Origin of the sequence: Paenibacillus beijingensis (genome assembly GCF_000961095.1) — a bacterium.
GTDB classification, from domain to species: Bacteria; Bacillota; Bacilli; order Paenibacillales; family Paenibacillaceae; genus Paenibacillus_O; species Paenibacillus_O beijingensis.
Genome location: NZ_CP011058.1, coordinates 2,676,566 through 2,695,050, shown reverse-complemented (window position 1 = coordinate 2,695,050; position 18,485 = coordinate 2,676,566). Strand labels below are relative to the sequence as shown.

Genomic DNA, 18,485 nt, shown 5'->3' with positions numbered 1-18,485 from the left:
ATTGAAAGCGGTTACTTTTACCCTAACAGACTGCAGTCGGAGCACCTCCCCGCCTAAAGACCAGTGCCGAAAACCACCCGCGGTCCGTGTCGTCTTCCCCCGCATCCGTTTACAATAAACCTATACAAGCGAAAGTTAATTCGAAAAGGAGTCGGTTAGCAATGAAACCTTTATATCGTTCCACACGAAACAGCAGGTTGACGGGATTGTGCGGAGGCATCGGCGAATGGCTGGGCATCAGCCCCACGATCGTTCGAGCGGCACTTGTCATTACGGCGATTTGCAGCTTCGGAAGCGCGCTGCTCATCTATGCCGCATCGAGCATTATCGTTCCAAAAGCGCCCTATGATGAGGTTATTTTTCCTCACTCCCACACGCATTATTAAAGTCGGGCTGATGATAGCATGAACAGTCAACGGAATTAATATCAGGTCTCGTTAAATTCTTACCTACAAAAGGAGCGTACCTTGACATGAGCGTACTAGCACGAATCTTGAACCTTACCAAAGCAACAGCCAACGAAGTGCTGAGCAAGCTGGAAGACCCGGTCATGATGATGAACCAATATGTGCGGAATATGGAGGATGATATCGATCAGCTGAAAAGCGAGCTGGCGCGCCTGAAAGCGGCTTCCAGAGCGTACAACAGCCGCCTGGAGGAATGCGTTCAGCTCGCCGAACTGCAGCAGTCCAAAGCCGCGGATGCGATGAGCGCCGGGCTCGAAGCCGAAGCGCGGCTGGCGCTGGAAGCCAGGCTGCGTTATACCGAGCAGTCGGCCGAGTACAAGCACCTGTACGACACGGCGTCCATGCAGATTGCCGCTTTGGAGCAGCAGCTGGATGAGGCGAAAGCGGAATACGAGACGCTTCTTAAGAAACGTGAAGATTTGTCCGCCCGCATCAAGAAGGCGGAAGCGGAGTCCCGCACCTCTGCGCCAAGCTTCAGCAGCGGCATCCATCACGGAGCGGCGGCGCGCGGTTTCGGACGCGTCGAGGAAAAGATTTTGCAGTGGGAAGCGCAGCTGGACCTGTCCAAACAAAGTCGCGGCACGTACGGCGTTTACAGCGGCCAGTCTGCCGGGGGCGCATCCGGCACCGGCGCACAGGACGCAGGCGCAGCCTCCGCCCAGCAGGAACGGACGGCAATTCTCGACGAGCAGCTTGCCGAGCTGCGTAGGAAGCTGAAAACGGAATAATGTCCGGAATCTATTCTTTTCGATCAGCAAAAACATTCGATCGCTGCCTTAATCAGCGATCGAATGTTTCGCGGTGAAATATGAGAAAACTCCTAGAAGGAATCCTATGAAAATAATCAAAAAATTTTGTTAAATAGATACAATTGAGTTCACTTAGAAGCTTCCAAAACCACTTCATTCGTAGTTTTGGAAGCTTCTTTGTTTGATTGAGAGACTCATACTGCTTAGCCCTTTTAGGAAGGCCTTGCGCCTGCAAGCTAGAGATGTTTCTGCAGGAAACGCATCCGTTCGAGACTGTGGTAAGACGGAACTTCGTGGCCGGCAAACGGGTAATCGCGAATTGCTTTCACCGCGTGAATCCGATTATATGCGGCATAAACCGTTTCCGGCGGACAGACCGTGTCCTTCCAGCCGACGGACATCAGCACCGGAGCTTTAATGCAGCACGCCAGATTCATCATATCGAAACGGGCCAGATTGCACAGCACGTCCGGCAGCCGGTCGGGATAACGGTTCAAATAACGGGCCGCTTCCGTCATCGATCCGGTGGAATGCATAATGGCGTAATCGAGATGGCACAGATTCGGAATATCGGCCAGCACGGCGCGCACCGGTGTGAAGGAAGGAGGCGTACCCGCAGCTGCCGCTTCCCTGCCCATCCCGCTCAGCGCCGCGGCGCCGAGGGCGAGTCCGCCGCCCTGGCTCGCTCCGGCCGCGACAATGCGCGCGGGATCGACTTCAGGCTGTTCGGCCGCAAACTCAATCGCCCGCAGCGCATCAATAAGGACCGCCAAGTAATACGGCGTTCCTCCGTCTGCGATTCCTTGTGTAATCCAGCCTTTGCTTTGGCCGCTGTCTGCCTGGAGCCGGTTTCCCGTTTCTCCGCCCTGCCCTCTCACATCAACCGCAAATACGCAGAAGCCCTGCAGCAGCCAGGATGCGTGCTTGTCCGGGTAGCCGCTGTCCGACGTATATCCGGGATAGATGACGATGCAAGGCAGCTTGTCCGAGCTGCGGACCGGCGGCACCATAAACCATCCGTGCAGAGGGGTATCGTCATAGCCTTCATAGGAAACCCGGTACACTTCCGTTCCGGGAAAAAAGTCATCCTCCGTACGATTCCGCGCACCGCGCAGAGGCTTGGCTGATGCAGCTTGCAGCTGCGGCTGCCAGTAAGCTTCCAGCTTTTCCTTTCCTTGCGTAAGCGGCGGCATGTACATCAGCAGCTCTTCGCGTCTGCGCGTAATGACATTCATTTCAGCCGTCCCTTTAATATGACCAAAAGCTTCCATCCGATCTCCTCCATTGTCGTCTGTCCGTTTCTTGATCGCAGCTTACTTTGACCTTGTCCATCATTTCCATCTGTCACATTATATTTTATCATACGCACCCCATAAGGCCACCTTATCCAGGCGAAGCGCAACCGGAAAATGTATCAATTTACGTTTCATTCCCGGCGATTGGACCGCTTCGAAGACGCACTCCCCGTTGTGATATAATAGGGAACCGAGGAGGTTGTTCGATGGCACATATCCGCCGTTTACTTACCGACGCCGATTTCCAGGAAGCGATGGATCTTCGCCTTGCGGTGCGCGTCTTCCAGGGCGACCATATGATCGAATCCGGCAGCCCGATGATCCGCTTTGACGAGACGACCGTCGTGCTGCAGACGAGCGTCAGTGATATTTCGTATCATTCCCGCGGGGAATGCGAGTTTTTCGAGCTGCGCAAAAAATAAGGTTGTTCAGTTGAATGCGAATGCAAACAAGCACCTGCTACAGGCTGCGGCTTAACGAAAGCCGCACCTTACATGCAGGTGCTTGTTTTTTTTGCAAACGAGGGCAATAGACGGACCGGCGTGGGCTATTGCCGCCGAAAAGAGCTTCTCCCCTCTTCTAGCGCTGCCACACGTCGGCGAATCCTTTGTCGCGCTTAAACCGCGCCAATACGTACGCGCAGGCGGGGACGATCTTTTTCCCGGTATCCCTCGCCTCCTGCACGACAAGACCGAGCAGCTTGTCGGCCACCTTCCCTCCCCGCAGCTCCGGCGTGACATAGGTATGGTCGATGACCAGCGTTCCTTCGCCTTCCCTCACATACGTAATTTCCGCCACCGTTTCGTTACCGTCACGAATGATGTAGCCATTGTCCACTTTTACCGGCTCTTCCATCGCGTTCTCCCATCCTTTCTATAATTCCTTGCTGCATTCCTTGTCTGCTATTATCCCATGCCCGCTGTTATCTCATGCCTGTCCAAGCCCACTGCTTCCCGAATTGCCGGCCTGTAGTAGTATTACCCGCGCTGCGGCGTTTCAAGTGCAGAGGTTGTAAGCAAGGTGTCAGTCTATTGCGATTCTTTGGAGCATTATCCCCTTCGCTCAGAAACACGCCAAACAGGCATTCACGGAAGTCTCGACACAGAAAAATCGAACGACTCCGCTTGCAAAGCCGGGATGAATACGGAAATCCCTCAGCGGGAACCTCTTCCCGCACGCGGCAGATCACGGTTTGAAGCTGTCGAATGGCATGGAAAAGAGCGTCAGAGTGCCCGTGTCAATTATATTGACACTAAAATTGGAAAACGCATATAATAAAGGTCAGCTAATGTTAATTAATCAAAAGTGATAGCGAGTGGATGAATTCATATATTTCGACAACAAACTGTTAACGATCCGTGCTTTGTGCACGGAACTGACGCTTCTGGACGATGGCGATATCGCGGTTATTGAGCGTCTTGCCGAGCAGCTGCCCATGATGGCCGAATTGTCGCGCGCGGACGTTTTTATCGACTGTCTGAGCAAGGACGGCGGCGGCGCCATCGTCGTCGCCCAGAGCAGGCCGTCGGCCGCCCCGTCGCTCTATGCCCGGGACATTGTCGGGGAAGCGGCGCTGGAGGTCAACGAACCAGGCGTGTTTCAAGCATTCGCAACCGGCGTTCCGGTGACGGACGCAAGAGGCGTCTCGCAGGAAGGCGTTCCGATCCGCCAAAACGTCGTGCCGGTCTTCGGGGAACGGGGAAACGTCGTCGCCGTCCTCATTCAGGAGCAGGATATGACGGAAGTGGTCGAACAGCAGATCAGCATCGAAGCGCTCGAGCGCTCCAACGCCTATATGACCGAAATGCTGCTGGCGGAATCTTTTACGGAGAGCGACATTCCGAATCTGTTCGAGGAAGCGGTCGTGCTGCTCGATAACAAGGACCGGATCCGCTACGCCAACGAGCACGGCCGGCGCCTGATCGGCTGCGGGTCCGGGAAGGCTTCGTGGCTGTACGAGGGCGCGGACTGTAGCGAGCTGCTGCTTGAAGGCCGGGTTTATACCCGGCGCACGATTCCGCTGTACCGGGGTGATGTGCGAGGCGGCACCGTCGTGCTGCTGCGCGACCGTACGGAAGTGAAAGAGAAGGAGCGCCAGCTGCTGCTCGGATCGGTCGTGATCCGCGAAATTCAGCACCGGATCGACAACAATTTGCAGACGATCGCGAGCCTGATGCGGCTTCAGCAGCGCAGACATGCCGATCCGTCCGTGCGCGAGGCGCTCGATGAAAGTCTGAGCCGGATTGAAGGCATGGCGCGCATTCATCGCCTGCTGGCTGAATCGGGCGGGGAAAAAGTAGCTGCGGCCGAGGCACTTGCCGGGATCGGCAAGGAAATGCTGCGCGCGATGGCGCAGCCGGACCAGCGCATCAAGCTTAGCTGGGACGTTCGGCCGCTGGAGCTGGTCTCCGGGCAATTTTCCACGCTTGCGCTGATCATGAACGAGCTGCTGCAAAACGCGGTCAAACATGCGGCGCTTCCCGGCGGCCATTGCGCCATAACGGTTATGCTGCGGCCTGCGGACGGCGGCGAAGCGCATTTTGTTTGGGAGGAGCGCTTAGGCGCTCCGACGGTGACGGACAAATCGGCGGGTAACCCGATTGCTGCAGCCTTTCCCGCAGATCGTACAGCATCTGCAGATCCTACGGCTTCCACAGATGCTGCAGTTTTCGCAGCCCCTGCAGTTTCCGCAGCTCCGGACGGTCCCACCGCCCTCACCGCTCCCGCCGTTTCAGGCGAAAGCGGGCAGCTCGGGCTCGTGATCATCCGTCTGCTGGCGGAAGAAAAGCTGCGCGGGCGCTTGCGGCGCGAAGCCGGAAGCGGCTATTGCACCGTTACGATCCATTTTCCGATCGAGGGCTGACGCTATGAATCGAAACGTTGTCGTCATGATCGCCGACGATGAGCCGATCGTCCGGCTCGATCTGGAGGAAATGCTGCGGGAAGCCGGGTATGCCGACATTATCCACGCCCGTAACGGAGAGGAAGCGATCCGGATCGGCTACGAGCGGCAGCCCGACCTGGTCGTGATGGACGTGCGCATGCCCGATATCGACGGGATCAAGGCCGCGGTCCAGATCGGCAAATGGTACGATCCCGCCATCGTGTTTCTGACGTCTTACAGCTACAAGGAATGCGCGGCGGAGGCAAGGCAGGCGGGCGCGGCGGGATTCGTCGCCAAACCGTTCACGGAAGCGACGCTGCTTCCGGCGGTTGAGATCGCCCTCTCCCAGCAGCTTAGAATGCGCGAGCTTCGGGACGATGTCCGCAAGCTGAAGACGAAGATGGAAGAGCGCCGGGTGATCGACAAAGCGAAAGGACTGCTGATGCAGCGGGATGGTCTCGATGAAGAGACCGCCTTCGGAGAGCTTCGCAGCCTTAGCATGCGCGAGAGGACCGGCCTTAAGCAAATTGCGGACCGTATCATCCGCGAATTTGAACAAGCCAAAGGTGACAAGTGAATACATGAACGACAAAGCAATGACGCTTTGATGACGCAAGCAGCCTGACCTCTCACGGGAGCGGTATGCCTTGCGGATTCGAAGCGTCTTTTTTCTTTCTGAAAAGGGGTGAAACAGCCATATGCAGGAACAATGGATTACGAGCGTCGGCATCGATCTGGGAACGAGCACGACCAAATGGGTGCTTTCGCGGCTGAAGCTCTCCCTCATCTCGGGCGGCTTCTCGCTGCCGCGCTACGAGATCACTCAGCGCGAGATTCAGTATATGAGCCCGATCTATACGACTCCGCTGAGCGGCCCGACCGGAATCGATGTCGAAGCACTCTCCCGGCTGCTGGCGGAAGAATATGAACGGGCAGGACTTGTGCCGGCCGACGTGCAGTCCGGAGCGGTTATTATTACGGGCGAGACGGCGACGAAAAAGAACGCGGAGCAGCTTGTGCACCTGGTGGCGAGCCATGCCGGACCGTTCGTGGTCGCCACCGCCGGAGCCGATCTGGAATCGCTGCTCGCCGGCAAAGGGTCCGGCGCGCAGGCGCATTCGCTCCGCAAGCGCGGCATCATCGCCAACGTCGATATCGGCGGCGGCACCGCGAACGCCGCTTATTTCCTGGACGGCGATTTGATCGCGACCGTGACGCTGCATATCGGCGGCCGGCTCGTCCGGCTGAGCGAAAGCGGAACGGTCGAGTATGTCGCCGAGCCGCTAAGCCGATGGCTGGAGCGGATGCGCGAAGCGGGAATTTGCGGCGCGGAACCCGCTCAAAGCGCGCAGAGCGAAGCGGGTCGGGCGGATACGGCGCCGAACGTGCAGGGCGAAGCAAGTCAAACGGCTGCGGCACCGAACGCGGCGGGCCGCCCCGAAGCGGCGCGAAGCGCGCATGGGCATTCCGGTTTGGCGGCGGCTGCGCCGCCAAAAACGGTGCCGCCTCCGGGCGGGCCGGATCCGGCATTCGCCGCTCTTGAGCCCGGCGAATGCGCCGGCTACGCTCAGCTGCAGGAACTTTGCCGCGCGATGGCGGATGCGCTCATCTCCATCGTGATGGGTGAACGCGGCGGCGATCCGGCCGTCGCTCCCCTGCTTGTGAGCGGCACGGCGAAGGGGCTTCCCGTCCCGGACGAGATCTGGATCTCCGGCGGCGTCGGCGGCATGATGCGCGCTTCCCCCCCGCTCTCGGTTACCGAGACGGCGCGCTACGGCGACATCGGCCCGCTGCTCGCGGCGGCGCTCACGGAGCTGTCGGCACAATCCGGCGTTCCGATCGTGCCCGCTGAGCAGGCCGAGCGGGCGACCGTCATCGGCGCCGGCACGCAGACGACGGAAGTAAGCGGCGCGACGCTGTACTGCGAAGATGGCGCGCTGCCGATCCGCAACGCGCCCGCCGCCGTCTGCCGGCTTCCGGATGAAGCGGAGGGCGAGAGCGCGGACGAGAAACTGCTGCGTGCGGAAATCGGCCGCGCGATGAGCGCCGCGCTCGCCATTTACGGCACGGCGCCGTCGGACCCGCCCTTCGCGCTGGCGATTCGGGCGGACGGCTACTGCTCCTACCGCCGCACGCAGCGGCTGGCGTCCGTTATTGCGGACAGCTACCGCTCCGCAGCGCCTGAAGCCGGCCTTCTGCTTGTCGTCTGCGAACGCGACATGGGCAAATCGCTCGGCCACGCGCTGCGCAAAAAGGCCGCCGACCGCTGGCGCATCGTATGCATCGACCAGCTGCTGCCGGCAAGCGGCGATTATTTGGATGTCGGGGAGCCCCTGAAGGAGGATATCGTGCCGGTTGTCATCAAGACGCTCGTATTCACCAAACCAACGATTGAAGGTGAGCCCAAATGAAACTGCAAACGCTGCTAAGAGGAACCCCCTACAGCTTCAGGGATTTAAAGGAAGTCATGGCGAAGTCGAATGAAGAAAAGTCCGGCGACGAGCTGGCCGGAATTGCGGCGGCGGATACGACGGAGCGAATCGCCGCCAAGTATGTCCTCGCCGGCGTTACGCTCGGCGATATCCGCAATCACCCCCTTCTGCCGCCGGAGGAGGACGAGGTGTCGCGCGTCATCGAAGAGGATGTGGACGAGGAAGTGTTTGCTTCCATCCGCGGCTGGACGGTCGCGGAGCTGCGCGAGTTTTTGCTCGCTTCCGAAACTTCCGGCAGTGAGATGCTGCGCATCGGCCAAGGAATGACGAGCGAGATGATCGCTGCCGTGTGCAAGCTGATGTCCAATCTCGATCTGATCCAGGCCGCCGGTAAAATCGAAGTGATTACGACGTGCCGGACGTCCATCGGACAGCGCGGAACGCTCGCTTCGCGGGTGCAGCCGAACCACCCGACCGACCATGTCGGCGGAATGAAGGCTTCGCTGTTCGAGGGCCTCAGCTACGGCATCGGCGACGCCGTAATCGGCATCAATCCCGTCAGCGACACGACGGAGACGATCAAAGCGCTGCTGCATGCGACCGCCGAAACGATCGATCACTGGTCCATTCCGACGCAAAACTGCGTGCTCGCCCACGTGACGACGCAGATGAGAGCCATCTCGGAGGGAGCGCCTTCGGATTTGCTGTTCCAAAGTCTTGCCGGCTCCGAGGAAGGCAACCGCGGCTTCGGCATCGACCTCGCTCTGCTGAATGAAGCGGACGCCCTTATTCGCGAGCGCGGCACGGGCGCCGGGCCGAACCGCTGGTATTTCGAAACGGGTCAAGGCTCGGAGCTGTCGTCGGACGCCCACTTCGGCATTGACCAGTTGACGATGGAGGCGCGCTGCTACGGTCTGGCCAGACGGTTCAAGCCGTTCATCGTGAACACGGTTGTCGGATTTATCGGGCCGGAATATTTGTACGACAGCAAGCAGGTCATCCGCGCGGGCCTGGAGGATCATTTTATGGGAAAAATGCACGGTCTGCCGATGGGCGTCGATATCTGCTACACGAACCATATTAAAGCCGACCAGAACGACATGGAGCTACTTGGCGTCGCACTCGCGTCGGCGGGCGTCAATTTTGTCATCGGCGTACCGATGGCTGACGACTGCATGCTGAACTACCAGTCGATGAGCTATCACGATATCGCCACCATTCGCGAAGCGATGCAGAAGCGTCCCGCTCCGGCGTTCGAAGGCTGGCTGGAGAAGAACGGCATCCTCTCTGGAGGAAGGTTGACGCGCCTAGCGGGCGACGGCAGCAAATTTGTCTTTTAATGCTTTCGAAGTGTTTTTGCTTCGCAAAACTTAAGGAGGACTAAAAATGCGAAACAACGATCTGGAAGCGGCCTCGGCGCTGTTCGCGAACCTGATGAAACAGACGCCGGCGCGGCTGAACGTCGGAAGGACGGGAACCCGGCCGCTGACGCATGAAATGCTGAAGCTGCGGCTTGACCACGCCGAGGCGGTCGATGCGGTATACGGAACGGTTCCAGCCGCTTTTCTTGAAAAGTTCGGTCTGTTCGCCGTCGAAACGCAATACCGGGACAAGGATCACTATCTGAAACGGCCCGATAGCGGCCGAGTGCTGACACCCGAGGCGGAAGAGGCGATTGTGCTCGGCTGCGTCATGAAACCGCAGGTGCAGATCGTCGTCTCCGACGGTCTCAGCGCCAAAGCAGTAGAAGACAATCTGGATGACATTTTGCCCGCTTTGACCGATTCGCTTGAAGCGAACGGGCTGGCGGCCGGAACGCCGTTTTTCGTCACCGGCGGGCGCGTCGGCTGCATGGACGACATCGGCCGGCTGCTGCAGCCGGAAACGCTCGTACTGCTGATCGGCGAACGCCCCGGTCTCGTCACGGCCTCGTCCATGAGCGCTTATATGTGCTTCCGCCCGCAGCCGGGCCGCAAAGATTCCGACCGGATGGTCATCTCCAACATCCACCGGGGCGGCACTCCGCCGGTCGAGGCCGGCGCGCACATCGGCACGCTGCTGCGCAAAATGATCGAGCAGCAGGTGAGCGGCGTGAAGCTTATCGTGTAGAGAAAGCTTTTACCTCATAGAAGATTTACACCGTTTACAGTTTCCCAATTAAACAATTAAAGGAGTGGTAACGTATGGAGAACCAAGGTTTGCACAAAACGCTTAAGCCGGTGCATCTGTGGGCCATCGCCGTCGGTATGGTTATTTCGGGACAATATTTCGGGTGGAACTATGGGTTTTCCGAGGGCGGCATTATCGGAATGGCGATCGCTTCGCTGCTTGTCACCGTATTTTTTGCCTGCTTCATCTTCAGCTATGCGGAGCTGTCGACGTCGATTCCGCACGCCGGAGGGCCGTCCGAATATGCGGCAAGGGCGATGGGCCCTTTCGGCGGCTTTATGACCGGCATCGCCTGTCTGATGGAATTCGTGTTCGCGCCTCCGGCCATCGCGGTGTCCACCGGCGCTTACGTCCACTTTCTCATCCCGGCCGCAAATACAGTTTATGTGACGACCGGTGTATTTATCCTGTTCATTCTCGTTAATATGGTCGGCATGAAAGGAGCTGCGCTGATCGAGCTGATCGCCACCGTCGCCGCCTTGGCCGGACTCGCCTTGTTTTACGGCGCCGGTCTGCCGCACGTGACAATGGACAACCTGTTCAACGAAAACGCGTTTACCGGCGGCGCCTCCGGCGTGCTTGCCGCCATTCCGTTTGCCATCTGGTTCTTCCTTGCGATCGAAGGCGGCGCGATGGCCGCCGAGGAAGTGCGAAATCCGAAGCGCGACATTCCGATCGGCTTCATTACCGGCATTCTGACGCTTGCAGCCGCTACCGTTCTGACGCTGCTTGTGACGGCCGGACTTGGAGGCGGCAACGGCAAGCCGGCCGACTATCCGCTGCCGCAGGCGCTCAGCAGCGTATACGGCGAAGGCAGCTGGGTGACGATCGCGGTTACGATTATCGGGCTGTTCGGCCTCATTGCCAGCCTGCACGGCATCATTATCGGGTATTCCCGGCAAACGTACGCCCTGTCGCGTGCCGGTTATTTTCCTAAATTTCTGTCCCGTCTGAACAAGCAGGGCATTCCCGTATGGGGACTGATTTTGCCGGGAGCCATCGGCGTCATTTGCGCGGGGTCGGCATCGTTCGCCAATGCCCTCATTCTGCTCTCCGTGTTCGGCGCCGTGCTGATGTATGTGCTCAGCATGATCTCGCTTTTCATTTTGCGCAGCAAGGAGCCGTCACTGGAGCGCCCGTTCAGAGTGTCGTTTCCGATCGTGCCCGCGATTGCGCTTGTACTGGGACTGCTGTTCCTCTACTGCGTCATCCGCTACAGCCTCATTACGACCGACCTGCCGCTGTTCGGCACCGCGATGCCGCTTTGGACGATCGTCGTTGCCATCTATGCGATTGGAATTGTCTATTTCCTCGTAAAAGGGCGCAAAGCGGTATCGACGCAGCGCACGGCTGAACCAAATCTCGCAGCCGGCGCACAAACCGAATAAAATCGCATCTCTCGCTTCTATAAATTAAAAAAGAGTCCTTCTCCATTTTTTCGGGAGAAAGACTCTTTTTTTAAACCGAAGCCGAAACGGCTGCCGTCACCTTCATCGGCGTGGGCGCCTCAAGCTTAAGCGTCGCGGCTGTTCCCGGCTGTAACGTCGGCCCTGCGCGCCGCTTCCTTGCCTCCCGTCTCTTTCCCGGCCGATTCCTTGCCCGCAAAATAAGCTTCGATCCGCTTGCTGACGAGCAGAGAAGCGGCCACGAACAACACCACGTACACAATCTGCAGAGGATCCTTCAGCAATCTCCCGACATCATGACCGAGATACGAGACGGAAAATACCATAACGCCTTTGCCGGCTCCGGCGGCGATCAGAAACGAGCGGATGCGCATCCGCGCGATTGCCGCCGCCATATTGACCACGACAAACGGTCCGACCGGAAACAGACTGAGCAAAAACACATAACCGAACGCGTTGCGGCGCATCCATTTCAATCGTTTTGCCACTTTGGGCCTGCGTGCCCAACGTTCCAGGAACGGATGAGCGGCCATTGCCCGGACGATGAGAAAGGTCGTCATACTGCCGCCCACAATGCCGAGCCACGAGTATAAGAAACCGGGCCACAGGCCGTATACGGCCGCATTGATGCCCACGATGAGCAGCGTTGGCAGCGGCGGGACGAACGACTTCAGAAAGGTGAGCGCGATGCCCGGCAGCGGGCCGAAGGAGCGGTATCGCTCCAGCAGTTCGCGAATATTTTGTTCGGTAAAATAGGACGAGAGGTCCGTCAGTTCCATTACGTACACCTAATTCCACCTAGAATCGTATTTCTCTATCATATCACATACAGTCTGTCGACTCTTCTATCGAAAAATGGCAGAACGTTGACGCCTGCAAGGGGGTCCGCCAAAGAGCCCCCCGGTTTCCATTACCGGAGGGCTCTTTGGTTCAATCGGGTTCGGCAAGATAACGGCCGGCCGTTTTAAGCCGGGTTCAGGCAGCGGGCGCGCCTTGGCGCAGCCGCATCATACATCGCGAAATGAGATCCCTTTTCACGATTCAATTTATTTTTAAACATTGCGGGCATGTGCCGTGCATGTCCACATTGTGGATATCGATCACAAAACCGGTTTCGCGTTCGATCTGCGCCTTGAAAGCAAGCGGCTCCAGCAGGTCGACATCGACCACTTTGCCGCATTCGTTGCATATGACGTGATAATGCTCCGTCGTGACGGCTTCATAGCGGCGGGAGGAATCTCCCATCGTCAATTCCTTTACAAGCCCCAGCTTTTTGAACACTTTCAGGTTGTTGTATACCGTTGCGACGCTCAAGCTGGGGTACTTCAGGGCGAGCGACTGATAAATGTCCTCCGCCGTCGGATGACTGTGGCTGGCGTACAAATATTCAATCACCGCATACCGCTGCGGCGTCAGCCGGATATGCTGCTCTTCCAGCTTCTTCATTGCTGTGTCCAGATCGCGATGCTCCATTGCATCATCTCCAACCTTCCTGTCCAGCCTTAACCTTCATATACGTTATTAACCTTTAACGTGCTGAACGTAAGCTGAAATATCGACGTTTAATCCTGCTGCCAGGCGCTCGCCGAATTCACGGTCCGCCCGGTAAAAATTACAGATGGCTATCAGCTTCGTCCGCTCGTGCACGCCGCCCAGATCCGCGACCAGATTGCCGATCAGGTTATCCTGCTCTTCCTTGCTGAAGCTGCGGAATGTTTCTCCCGCCTGCGCGAAATCGTTCGTTTTGTCGATCTTTTGGCGTCCGGCGGTGCCGGCGAGCGGCATCTTGCTGTCCCGGTACTGCTCCGCCTCTTGCGGAGACTGCTCATGACGGGTCGGCTCATAGTTGACCGGAGACGGCTGCTGCTTCACCTGCATCGCGCCGTCGCGCTGATGGTTCCGCACCGTCGCGTATGGACAGTTGACCGGAATTTGCAGGTAGTTGGCCCCGAGTCTGTACCGCTGCGTATCGGGATAAGAGAAGAGACGTCCCTGCAGCAGCTTGTCCTCGGAAGGCTCGATCCCCGGCACGAGCACGCTCGGCGAGAAAGCCGACTGCTCTACTTCCGCAAAGAAGTTGTCCGGATTGCGGTTCAGCTCCAGCCTGCCGACCTTATGCAGCGGAAGCAAATCTTCCGGCCACACCTTCGTCGGATCGAGCGGATCGAAGTCGAACGAATCCGCATCCTCCGGCTGCAGCAGCTGCACGTACAGATCCCATTTCGGGAAATTGCCGGCGTCGATATGCTCGTGCAGATCGCGGGTCGCATGGCTGAAATCCTGTCCCTGAACGACTGCCGCTTCCGCGCGGGACAAGTTCCGCACGCCCTGCTGCGGCTTCCAGTGGTATTTTACATAAACGTAATTGCCCGACCCGTTGATCCACTTGAAGGCGTGAACGCCGAATCCGTTCATTTCACGGTAATTGGCCGGCGTGCCGTAATCGGAAAATACCCAGGTCATCATATGGGTCGACTCCGGCGAGAGCGACATGAAATCCCAGTAGCGGTCTGGAGTTTGCACGTTCGTGTCCGGTGCCGGCTTGAGCGAATGCACCATGTCCGGAAATTTGATCGCATCGCGGATAAAGAAGACCGGCAGATGGTTGCCAACCAAGTCATAGTTGCCTTCCTGCGTATAAAATTTAACCGCAAACCCGCGCGGATCGCGCGCCGTTTCCGGCGAGCCTTGACCATGAATAACGGTGGAGAAACGGACGAATACCGGCGTTTGCGTACCTGCATCCTGCAAAAAGTCTGCTTTCGTATAACGCTTCATCGAATGCTCGGTAACAAATGTGCCGTATGCGCCTGCGCCGCGCGCATGGACGACGCGTTCCGGGATGCGCTCCCGGTCGAAATGAGCGATTTTCTCAAGCAGATGATAGTCTTCAAGCAGCGTCGGACCACGTTGTCCGGCCGTGCGGGAATTTTGGTTATCGCCTACGGGGGCACCTTGGTTTGTCGTCAAATAATGGCGTTCAGTCATCCGGGTCACCTCTTGGAGTAAATTTTAAAATTAGTACTTGTTTATAATAATTATTATCTTATAGACATTATATATGCATCTCACATGGACTGTCAATCGTTTTGAACGGCAAGTGATCCGGCAGCATTGTGCCTGCCCCTCTGTTCGCAGCATCTGCGACAGGGCCGTTTGTATCGGTACAGTTCGAAATATTTCTATGGCTGACAAAATCATTCCGCGATAATCTATAAACAACAAATAGATATTAGCTAACTTAAGTGCGAGGGCCATAATTGCAGACACTAAATAACAAAGGAGGTACTTTCATATGATGACAAACGCCGAAATGAAAGGCTATTTAAATCGTCTTGGATTCACGGATATACAACCGCCTACTCTATCCTTTCTTTTCGAACTGCATAAAGCGCATGTCGAATTCATTCCGTGGCAAACGGTCGATATCGTGGCGGGCAATCCGGCACCTATTGATCTGCACTCCTCCATTCAGCTTATGATTAACGGGAGAAGCGGATATTGTTTTCACCTGAACGGCTTTCGGAGAGCTTCTTCGATCGCTTGGCTATCAGGTTTCTTGGCACAGAGCCGGCGTCCAGCCGCTTGGTCAAGAGCCGCGAATTAACTCTTTTCATCTCGGGTTGTCCGTCACATTGACGAATGAACAGCAGGAAGAGGAACGATTGATTGTTGACGTGGGTATTGGGGATATGCCGTATGAGCCGCTTCCGCTTGTAATTGGCTCTTATCGGCAAGGACCTTTCCTGTATAAGGTTGCTCCGTCCGAGGTTGAACCAAAGGGCTGGAGGCTTGAGCATGATCCGTTAGGATCTTCCGCTGGTGCGGATTATGACTTCGAGCCAGTACATGACCTGGAAGTGTTTAAACCGAATCATTCATTTTACAGTTTGTCTTCGGAATCACCTTGGATCAATCTGTTTCTCGTTCGCCACAGGCACGCTGCGGGAAGCAACGAGCTAAGAGGCTGTATTTGGAGTCAACGGGACCATGACGGTGTAAAGAAAATCGAATTATACACCAAGTCACAGTGGCTAGAAGTATTAGGAGACGTGTTCCATGAGAAGCTGCTGAATTATAGCATACTGGAGCGGGAGCTGTTATGGAAGCGTGTTTGGCAATTGCATGAAGAATGGAAAAAAACGAAGGCTTTGCAGGGCCGTTGAAGATGATGAAAAAACCAGTACTCGGACCTGCCCACAACACAAAGACCGTTTCCCTTCCGGCCCAATCTCCGTGCGGAAAACGGTCTTATCCGCTGAAGCGCTAAGCCGCTTCGGCTGCGTTTATACGGGATACGATCTGCCGCTGCGCTTTCCGCCGATCCTTCTTTCCTTGAGACGCCGAGCGTCAGAACGGCGGTCATCGTGCATCAGCCGTCCTTCGTCTCCTTCTTCGTCGGGGAGCCATAAAATCCGGCTGAACTAGGTCTGGTAACTCGTCTCAACAACCGCTACACGATGTCCAGTGGCACCTGCTCCGTCGGTGCCGGAAAAATGTCATTCAATCGCGCCAGCTCCTCCGGCGACAGCTCGATCATGCCCGCCTTGGCGTTGTCCAGCACATGATCTGTTGTCGACGCTTTCGGGATGGCGAGCACATTCCCGCCGCGGACGCACCATGCCAGCAGCAGCTGCAGCGCAGAGGCGTTATGGTCCGCGGCAATTTCCTTCACGACCGGATGATCGGTCATTCCGCGGCGCAGTGAACCGGCCTGTGCCAGTGGGCAGTAGGCCATAACCGGCATGCTGCGCTCCCGCATCCAGGGCAGCAGATCGAATTCGATGCCGCGTGAGCCGAGATGGTACAGTACCTGGTTGGTGGCGCAGTGGGTTCCTTTGGCCAGCTTGAACAGCTCCTCCATATCGTCGGTATCCAGGTTCGATACACCCCAGCGGCGAATTTTGCCCGCCTGCACCAATTTCTCCATCCCCTCTACCGTATCGCTCAGAGGCACGCTGCCGCGCCAATGCAGCAGATAGAGATCAACGACATCGGTGCCGAGCCGCTTCAAGCTTTGCTCGCAGCTGCGGGCGAGGCGGCTGCCCCCCGCATTGTGGGGAAGCACCTTCGATACGAGAAACACCTCGTCTCTTACGCCCCGAATCGCTTCTCCGACCAGCGTTTCCGCTCTTCCGTCCCCGTACATCTCGGCGGTGTCAATGACCTTCATGCCAAGTTCCACACCGAATCTCAGTGCCCTGATTTCCTCTTTACGCGCGGACGGATCATCCCCCATCTGCCAAGTTCCTTGCCCGATACAAGGCAAAGACGTTCCGTCCGGCAGCCGGACCTTACGTTTCGACAGACGGCTTGCAATTTGTTCCGTTTGTTCGCGAGCAGCACCCTCCATACTTTTCATCTCCTCCGGCATGAATTTCATTTGGTCGTCACCCTTCCCATGTACCCACAACTTGCCAACGAAAAACGGAAAAGCCGCATATCCGCCGATCAAATTTCCTTATCAACAAGCAAATGAACGTGATCTTTTAATTCTCGCTTCACAACACCACGCTGTTTCCATGTCTCCTGCTTCTCCAAGCTCACATCCTCCCCATTTATTTCGACGTAAAGCGGAAATCAGCGAGATGCCACACGTTTAGACTCCGTTCGACTCTGCCCGGTTCGATTCGTTCCGGATAGGGAGTCGATGGATGCCGGGTTATTTCCTAACGGCTGCCACAGCTGCTAATTTGATGAAAATGACCGTTTTGATGTTCTAACGGAGATGAGCGCAGCTATTGGTTGCAATAATAGTCCTATTTGGCCGAAAACCATCAAATAAGGTCTCTCACAACCGCTACATTTTGCAAAGGGCATTTTGAGCATAATAACGGCCGTGCAAGCCGTTAGCTCTCGAACGTCGCGTGGCGAAGTTCCCCGCATGAGGTGCGACGGCTGAACCTCCGGCCCCATCGCTGCCAGCCATGCGCTAGATCCACTTAGATTCGCATAACAATGAAAAAAACCGTGATTCAGGTCTAACCACGAATCACGGACCAGCTTATGATCACTTAGCCTTCTTGCAAATCAAAATCGCCGGAGTTGATGCGGACGGTAAGCTTGACGTCACCCGCGCCGAACGAGCCTTTGATCCGGTTCTCCTCGTCGTTCTTTTCTTCGTACTTCATGCCGTCCCATTGAATCCGGCCTTCCCCCGAGCTGCTCTCGAAATCGACCGCCAACGACTGCGGCGGGCTGGACAGCTTCACCGTTACATCGCCGCTGCGTGCGTTCAGATCGGTATTGTGCAGCAACCCGGCCGCGTCGATGTCAATATCGCCGGAACTCGTTTCTCCAACTAGAGCCGCTTCTCCATCCTTCAGTTTAATGTCGCCGCTGCTCGCATGAACGGCAAGCCTGCCGGCGGAATACCGCTGCGCGGTAATGTCGCCGGATTTGGCTTCGAGACTCGCTTCGTCGGCCGTCAGCCCGGTGACCGTTACATCGCCGCTGCTCGCCGAAACGTTAAGATCGGCGGCTTTGATATTCGTTAAATCGATATCGCCGCTCCGTACCTCTGCGGTTACCGAGTTGCCGCTCAGCTCATCGGCCGTAAGATCGCCGCTGCCCGTATAAATCTTGACCGTATCCCACTGCTTTTCCGGCAGCTCAACGACGAGCGTTACCTCCGGAACATAGAAGCCCCAATTATACCCGCGCGGTCTTTCCACCCCGACCGATAACGTCTCGCCTTTCGGTTCCACGACGAGTTTCGTCTGATCGGCGGCGCCAGAGCGCACTTTCCCTTCCAGCCGAACTTGAATCTGATCGGCGCTGCCGCTGCCGCGTACGAGCTCGACATCTGTGCTGTTGGTGCTGACGTTCAGCTTGGCGATGCCTGCCGGTTCCACCGTTTGTTCCAAATCAATCGCTTCCGTACCGAAGCTGAACCACGAATTTGCATATCCTCCTTTGCTCGTAAAAGTTAGCACCAGCAGGATGACCCCTACCGCAATCAGCAAGATACCCGCACGTTTGTTCATCATGACCTCCCGAATTTGATGACCCTTATCTTCCTCTTTTTTCCTCTGGATCGTTAATTTAGTAAGAGTATAACATCTCATCGTGCACCCTGCGTTG

Annotated in this window: 16 protein-coding genes and 1 pseudogene; 10 read left to right on the top strand and 7 right to left on the bottom strand. The window is 56.8% G+C overall.

Annotated features, from left to right (window positions below):
- The first annotated feature begins 161 nt into the window (after window positions 1–161).
- Window positions 162–386: a PspC domain-containing protein gene (locus VN24_RS12245; RefSeq protein ID WP_045670639.1), complete on the top strand. Its 225-nt coding sequence runs from the start codon at window positions 162–164 to the stop codon at window positions 384–386.
- Window positions 387–472: 86 nt separating this feature from the next.
- Window positions 473–1,195, top strand: coding sequence for a PspA/IM30 family protein (locus VN24_RS12240; protein WP_045670638.1), 723 nt, complete (start codon window positions 473–475; stop codon window positions 1,193–1,195).
- A gap of 257 nt (window positions 1,196–1,452) precedes the next feature.
- Here VN24_RS12240 and VN24_RS12235 read toward each other — a convergent pair whose 3' ends face one another.
- Window positions 1,453–2,487: an acetylxylan esterase gene (locus VN24_RS12235; protein WP_338012233.1), complete on the bottom strand. Its 1,035-nt coding sequence runs from the start codon at window positions 2,485–2,487 to the stop codon at window positions 1,453–1,455.
- 230 nt (window positions 2,488–2,717) lie between these two features.
- Between VN24_RS12235 and VN24_RS12230 the strand changes: the two genes are divergently transcribed.
- Window positions 2,718–2,933, top strand: coding sequence for a hypothetical protein (locus tag VN24_RS12230; protein ID WP_045670637.1), 216 nt, complete (start codon window positions 2,718–2,720; stop codon window positions 2,931–2,933).
- 157 nt (window positions 2,934–3,090) lie between these two features.
- Here VN24_RS12230 and VN24_RS12225 read toward each other — a convergent pair whose 3' ends face one another.
- Window positions 3,091–3,366, bottom strand: coding sequence for a GNAT family N-acetyltransferase (locus VN24_RS12225; RefSeq protein ID WP_045670636.1), 276 nt, complete (start codon window positions 3,364–3,366; stop codon window positions 3,091–3,093).
- Window positions 3,367–3,826: 460 nt separating this feature from the next.
- On the opposite strand from VN24_RS12225, the gene VN24_RS12220 reads away from it, so the two are divergent.
- The 6 genes from VN24_RS12220 (at window position 3,827) to eat (ending at window position 11,384) form a co-directional block, all read left to right on the top strand.
- Window positions 3,827–5,374 carry a sensor histidine kinase gene (locus VN24_RS12220; protein ID WP_045670635.1) on the top strand — a complete coding sequence of 516 codons (1,548 nt, stop codon included), beginning with the start codon at window positions 3,827–3,829 and terminating at the stop codon, window positions 5,372–5,374.
- Between the two features lie 4 nt (window positions 5,375–5,378).
- Window positions 5,379–5,972, top strand: a complete 594-nt coding sequence (locus VN24_RS12215; RefSeq protein ID WP_045670634.1) for an ANTAR domain-containing response regulator — start codon at window positions 5,379–5,381, stop codon at window positions 5,970–5,972.
- 121 nt (window positions 5,973–6,093) lie between these two features.
- On the top strand, window positions 6,094–7,806 hold the full coding sequence (locus VN24_RS12210) for an ethanolamine ammonia-lyase reactivating factor EutA (protein WP_045670633.1): 1,713 nt from the start codon (window positions 6,094–6,096) through the stop codon (window positions 7,804–7,806).
- Window positions 7,803–9,167 carry an ethanolamine ammonia-lyase subunit EutB gene (locus VN24_RS12205; RefSeq protein WP_045670632.1) on the top strand — a complete coding sequence of 455 codons (1,365 nt, stop codon included), beginning with the start codon at window positions 7,803–7,805 and terminating at the stop codon, window positions 9,165–9,167. Before VN24_RS12210 ends, VN24_RS12205 begins: the two co-directional genes overlap by 4 nt.
- 46 nt (window positions 9,168–9,213) lie before the next feature.
- On the top strand, window positions 9,214–9,936 hold the full coding sequence (gene eutC, locus VN24_RS12200; RefSeq protein ID WP_045670631.1) for an ethanolamine ammonia-lyase subunit EutC: 723 nt from the start codon (window positions 9,214–9,216) through the stop codon (window positions 9,934–9,936).
- A gap of 74 nt (window positions 9,937–10,010) precedes the next feature.
- Window positions 10,011–11,384, top strand: coding sequence for an ethanolamine permease (eat, locus tag VN24_RS12195; RefSeq protein WP_045670630.1), 1,374 nt, complete (start codon window positions 10,011–10,013; stop codon window positions 11,382–11,384).
- 125 nt (window positions 11,385–11,509) lie between these two features.
- Here the strand turns inward: eat and VN24_RS12190 are convergent, their stop codons facing one another.
- From VN24_RS12190 to VN24_RS12180, 3 genes are all read right to left on the bottom strand, one after another.
- Window positions 11,510–12,181: a TVP38/TMEM64 family protein gene (locus VN24_RS12190; protein ID WP_045673232.1), complete on the bottom strand. Its 672-nt coding sequence runs from the start codon at window positions 12,179–12,181 to the stop codon at window positions 11,510–11,512.
- Window positions 12,182–12,443: 262 nt separating this feature from the next.
- Window positions 12,444–12,875: a Fur family transcriptional regulator gene (locus VN24_RS12185; protein ID WP_045670629.1), complete on the bottom strand. Its 432-nt coding sequence runs from the start codon at window positions 12,873–12,875 to the stop codon at window positions 12,444–12,446.
- 48 nt (window positions 12,876–12,923) lie between these two features.
- Window positions 12,924–14,390 (bottom strand): catalase, encoded by a 1,467-nt coding sequence (locus tag VN24_RS12180; protein ID WP_045670628.1) that lies wholly within the window; start codon window positions 14,388–14,390, stop codon window positions 12,924–12,926.
- A 307-nt stretch (window positions 14,391–14,697) separates the two neighbouring features.
- On the opposite strand from VN24_RS12180, the pseudogene VN24_RS12175 reads away from it, so the two are divergent.
- Window positions 14,698–15,568 (top strand): annotated as a pseudogene (locus VN24_RS12175) (arylamine N-acetyltransferase family protein).
- Between the two features lie 287 nt (window positions 15,569–15,855).
- Here VN24_RS12175 and VN24_RS12170 read toward each other — a convergent pair.
- Together VN24_RS12170 and VN24_RS12165 are read right to left on the bottom strand one after the other, a co-directional pair.
- Entirely contained in the window at window positions 15,856–16,785 is a 930-nt protein-coding gene (locus tag VN24_RS12170) for an aldo/keto reductase (RefSeq protein ID WP_238590894.1), read from the bottom strand.
- Window positions 16,786–17,416: 631 nt separating this feature from the next.
- Window positions 17,417–18,388, bottom strand: coding sequence for a DUF4097 family beta strand repeat-containing protein (locus VN24_RS12165; protein ID WP_045670627.1), 972 nt, complete (start codon window positions 18,386–18,388; stop codon window positions 17,417–17,419).
- Between the last annotated feature and the right edge of the window lie 97 nt (window positions 18,389–18,485).

Bases quoted from the DNA above. Each gene is read 5' to 3' on its own strand.
- VN24_RS12245 (WP_045670639.1), top strand. From the start codon at position 162: ATGAAACCTTTATATCGTTCCACACGAAACAGCAGGTTGACGGGATTG.
- VN24_RS12240 (WP_045670638.1), top strand. From the start codon at position 473: ATGAGCGTACTAGCACGAATCTTGAACCTTACCAAAGCAACAGCCAAC.
- VN24_RS12235 (WP_338012233.1), bottom strand. From the start codon at position 2,487: ATGGAAGCTTTTGGTCATATTAAAGGGACGGCTGAAATGAATGTCATT.
- VN24_RS12230 (WP_045670637.1), top strand. From the start codon at position 2,718: ATGGCACATATCCGCCGTTTACTTACCGACGCCGATTTCCAGGAAGCG.
- VN24_RS12225 (WP_045670636.1), bottom strand. From the start codon at position 3,366: ATGGAAGAGCCGGTAAAAGTGGACAATGGCTACATCATTCGTGACGGT.
- VN24_RS12215 (WP_045670634.1), top strand. From the start codon at position 5,379: ATGAATCGAAACGTTGTCGTCATGATCGCCGACGATGAGCCGATCGTC.
- VN24_RS12210 (WP_045670633.1), top strand. From the start codon at position 6,094: ATGCAGGAACAATGGATTACGAGCGTCGGCATCGATCTGGGAACGAGC.
- VN24_RS12205 (WP_045670632.1), top strand. From the start codon at position 7,803: ATGAAACTGCAAACGCTGCTAAGAGGAACCCCCTACAGCTTCAGGGAT.
- eutC (WP_045670631.1), top strand. From the start codon at position 9,214: ATGCGAAACAACGATCTGGAAGCGGCCTCGGCGCTGTTCGCGAACCTG.
- eat (WP_045670630.1), top strand. From the start codon at position 10,011: ATGGAGAACCAAGGTTTGCACAAAACGCTTAAGCCGGTGCATCTGTGG.
- VN24_RS12190 (WP_045673232.1), bottom strand. From the start codon at position 12,181: ATGGAACTGACGGACCTCTCGTCCTATTTTACCGAACAAAATATTCGC.
- VN24_RS12185 (WP_045670629.1), bottom strand. From the start codon at position 12,875: ATGGAGCATCGCGATCTGGACACAGCAATGAAGAAGCTGGAAGAGCAG.
- VN24_RS12180 (WP_045670628.1), bottom strand. From the start codon at position 14,390: ATGACTGAACGCCATTATTTGACGACAAACCAAGGTGCCCCCGTAGGC.
- VN24_RS12170 (WP_238590894.1), bottom strand. From the start codon at position 16,785: ATGAAATTCATGCCGGAGGAGATGAAAAGTATGGAGGGTGCTGCTCGC.
- VN24_RS12165 (WP_045670627.1), bottom strand. From the start codon at position 18,388: ATGAACAAACGTGCGGGTATCTTGCTGATTGCGGTAGGGGTCATCCTG.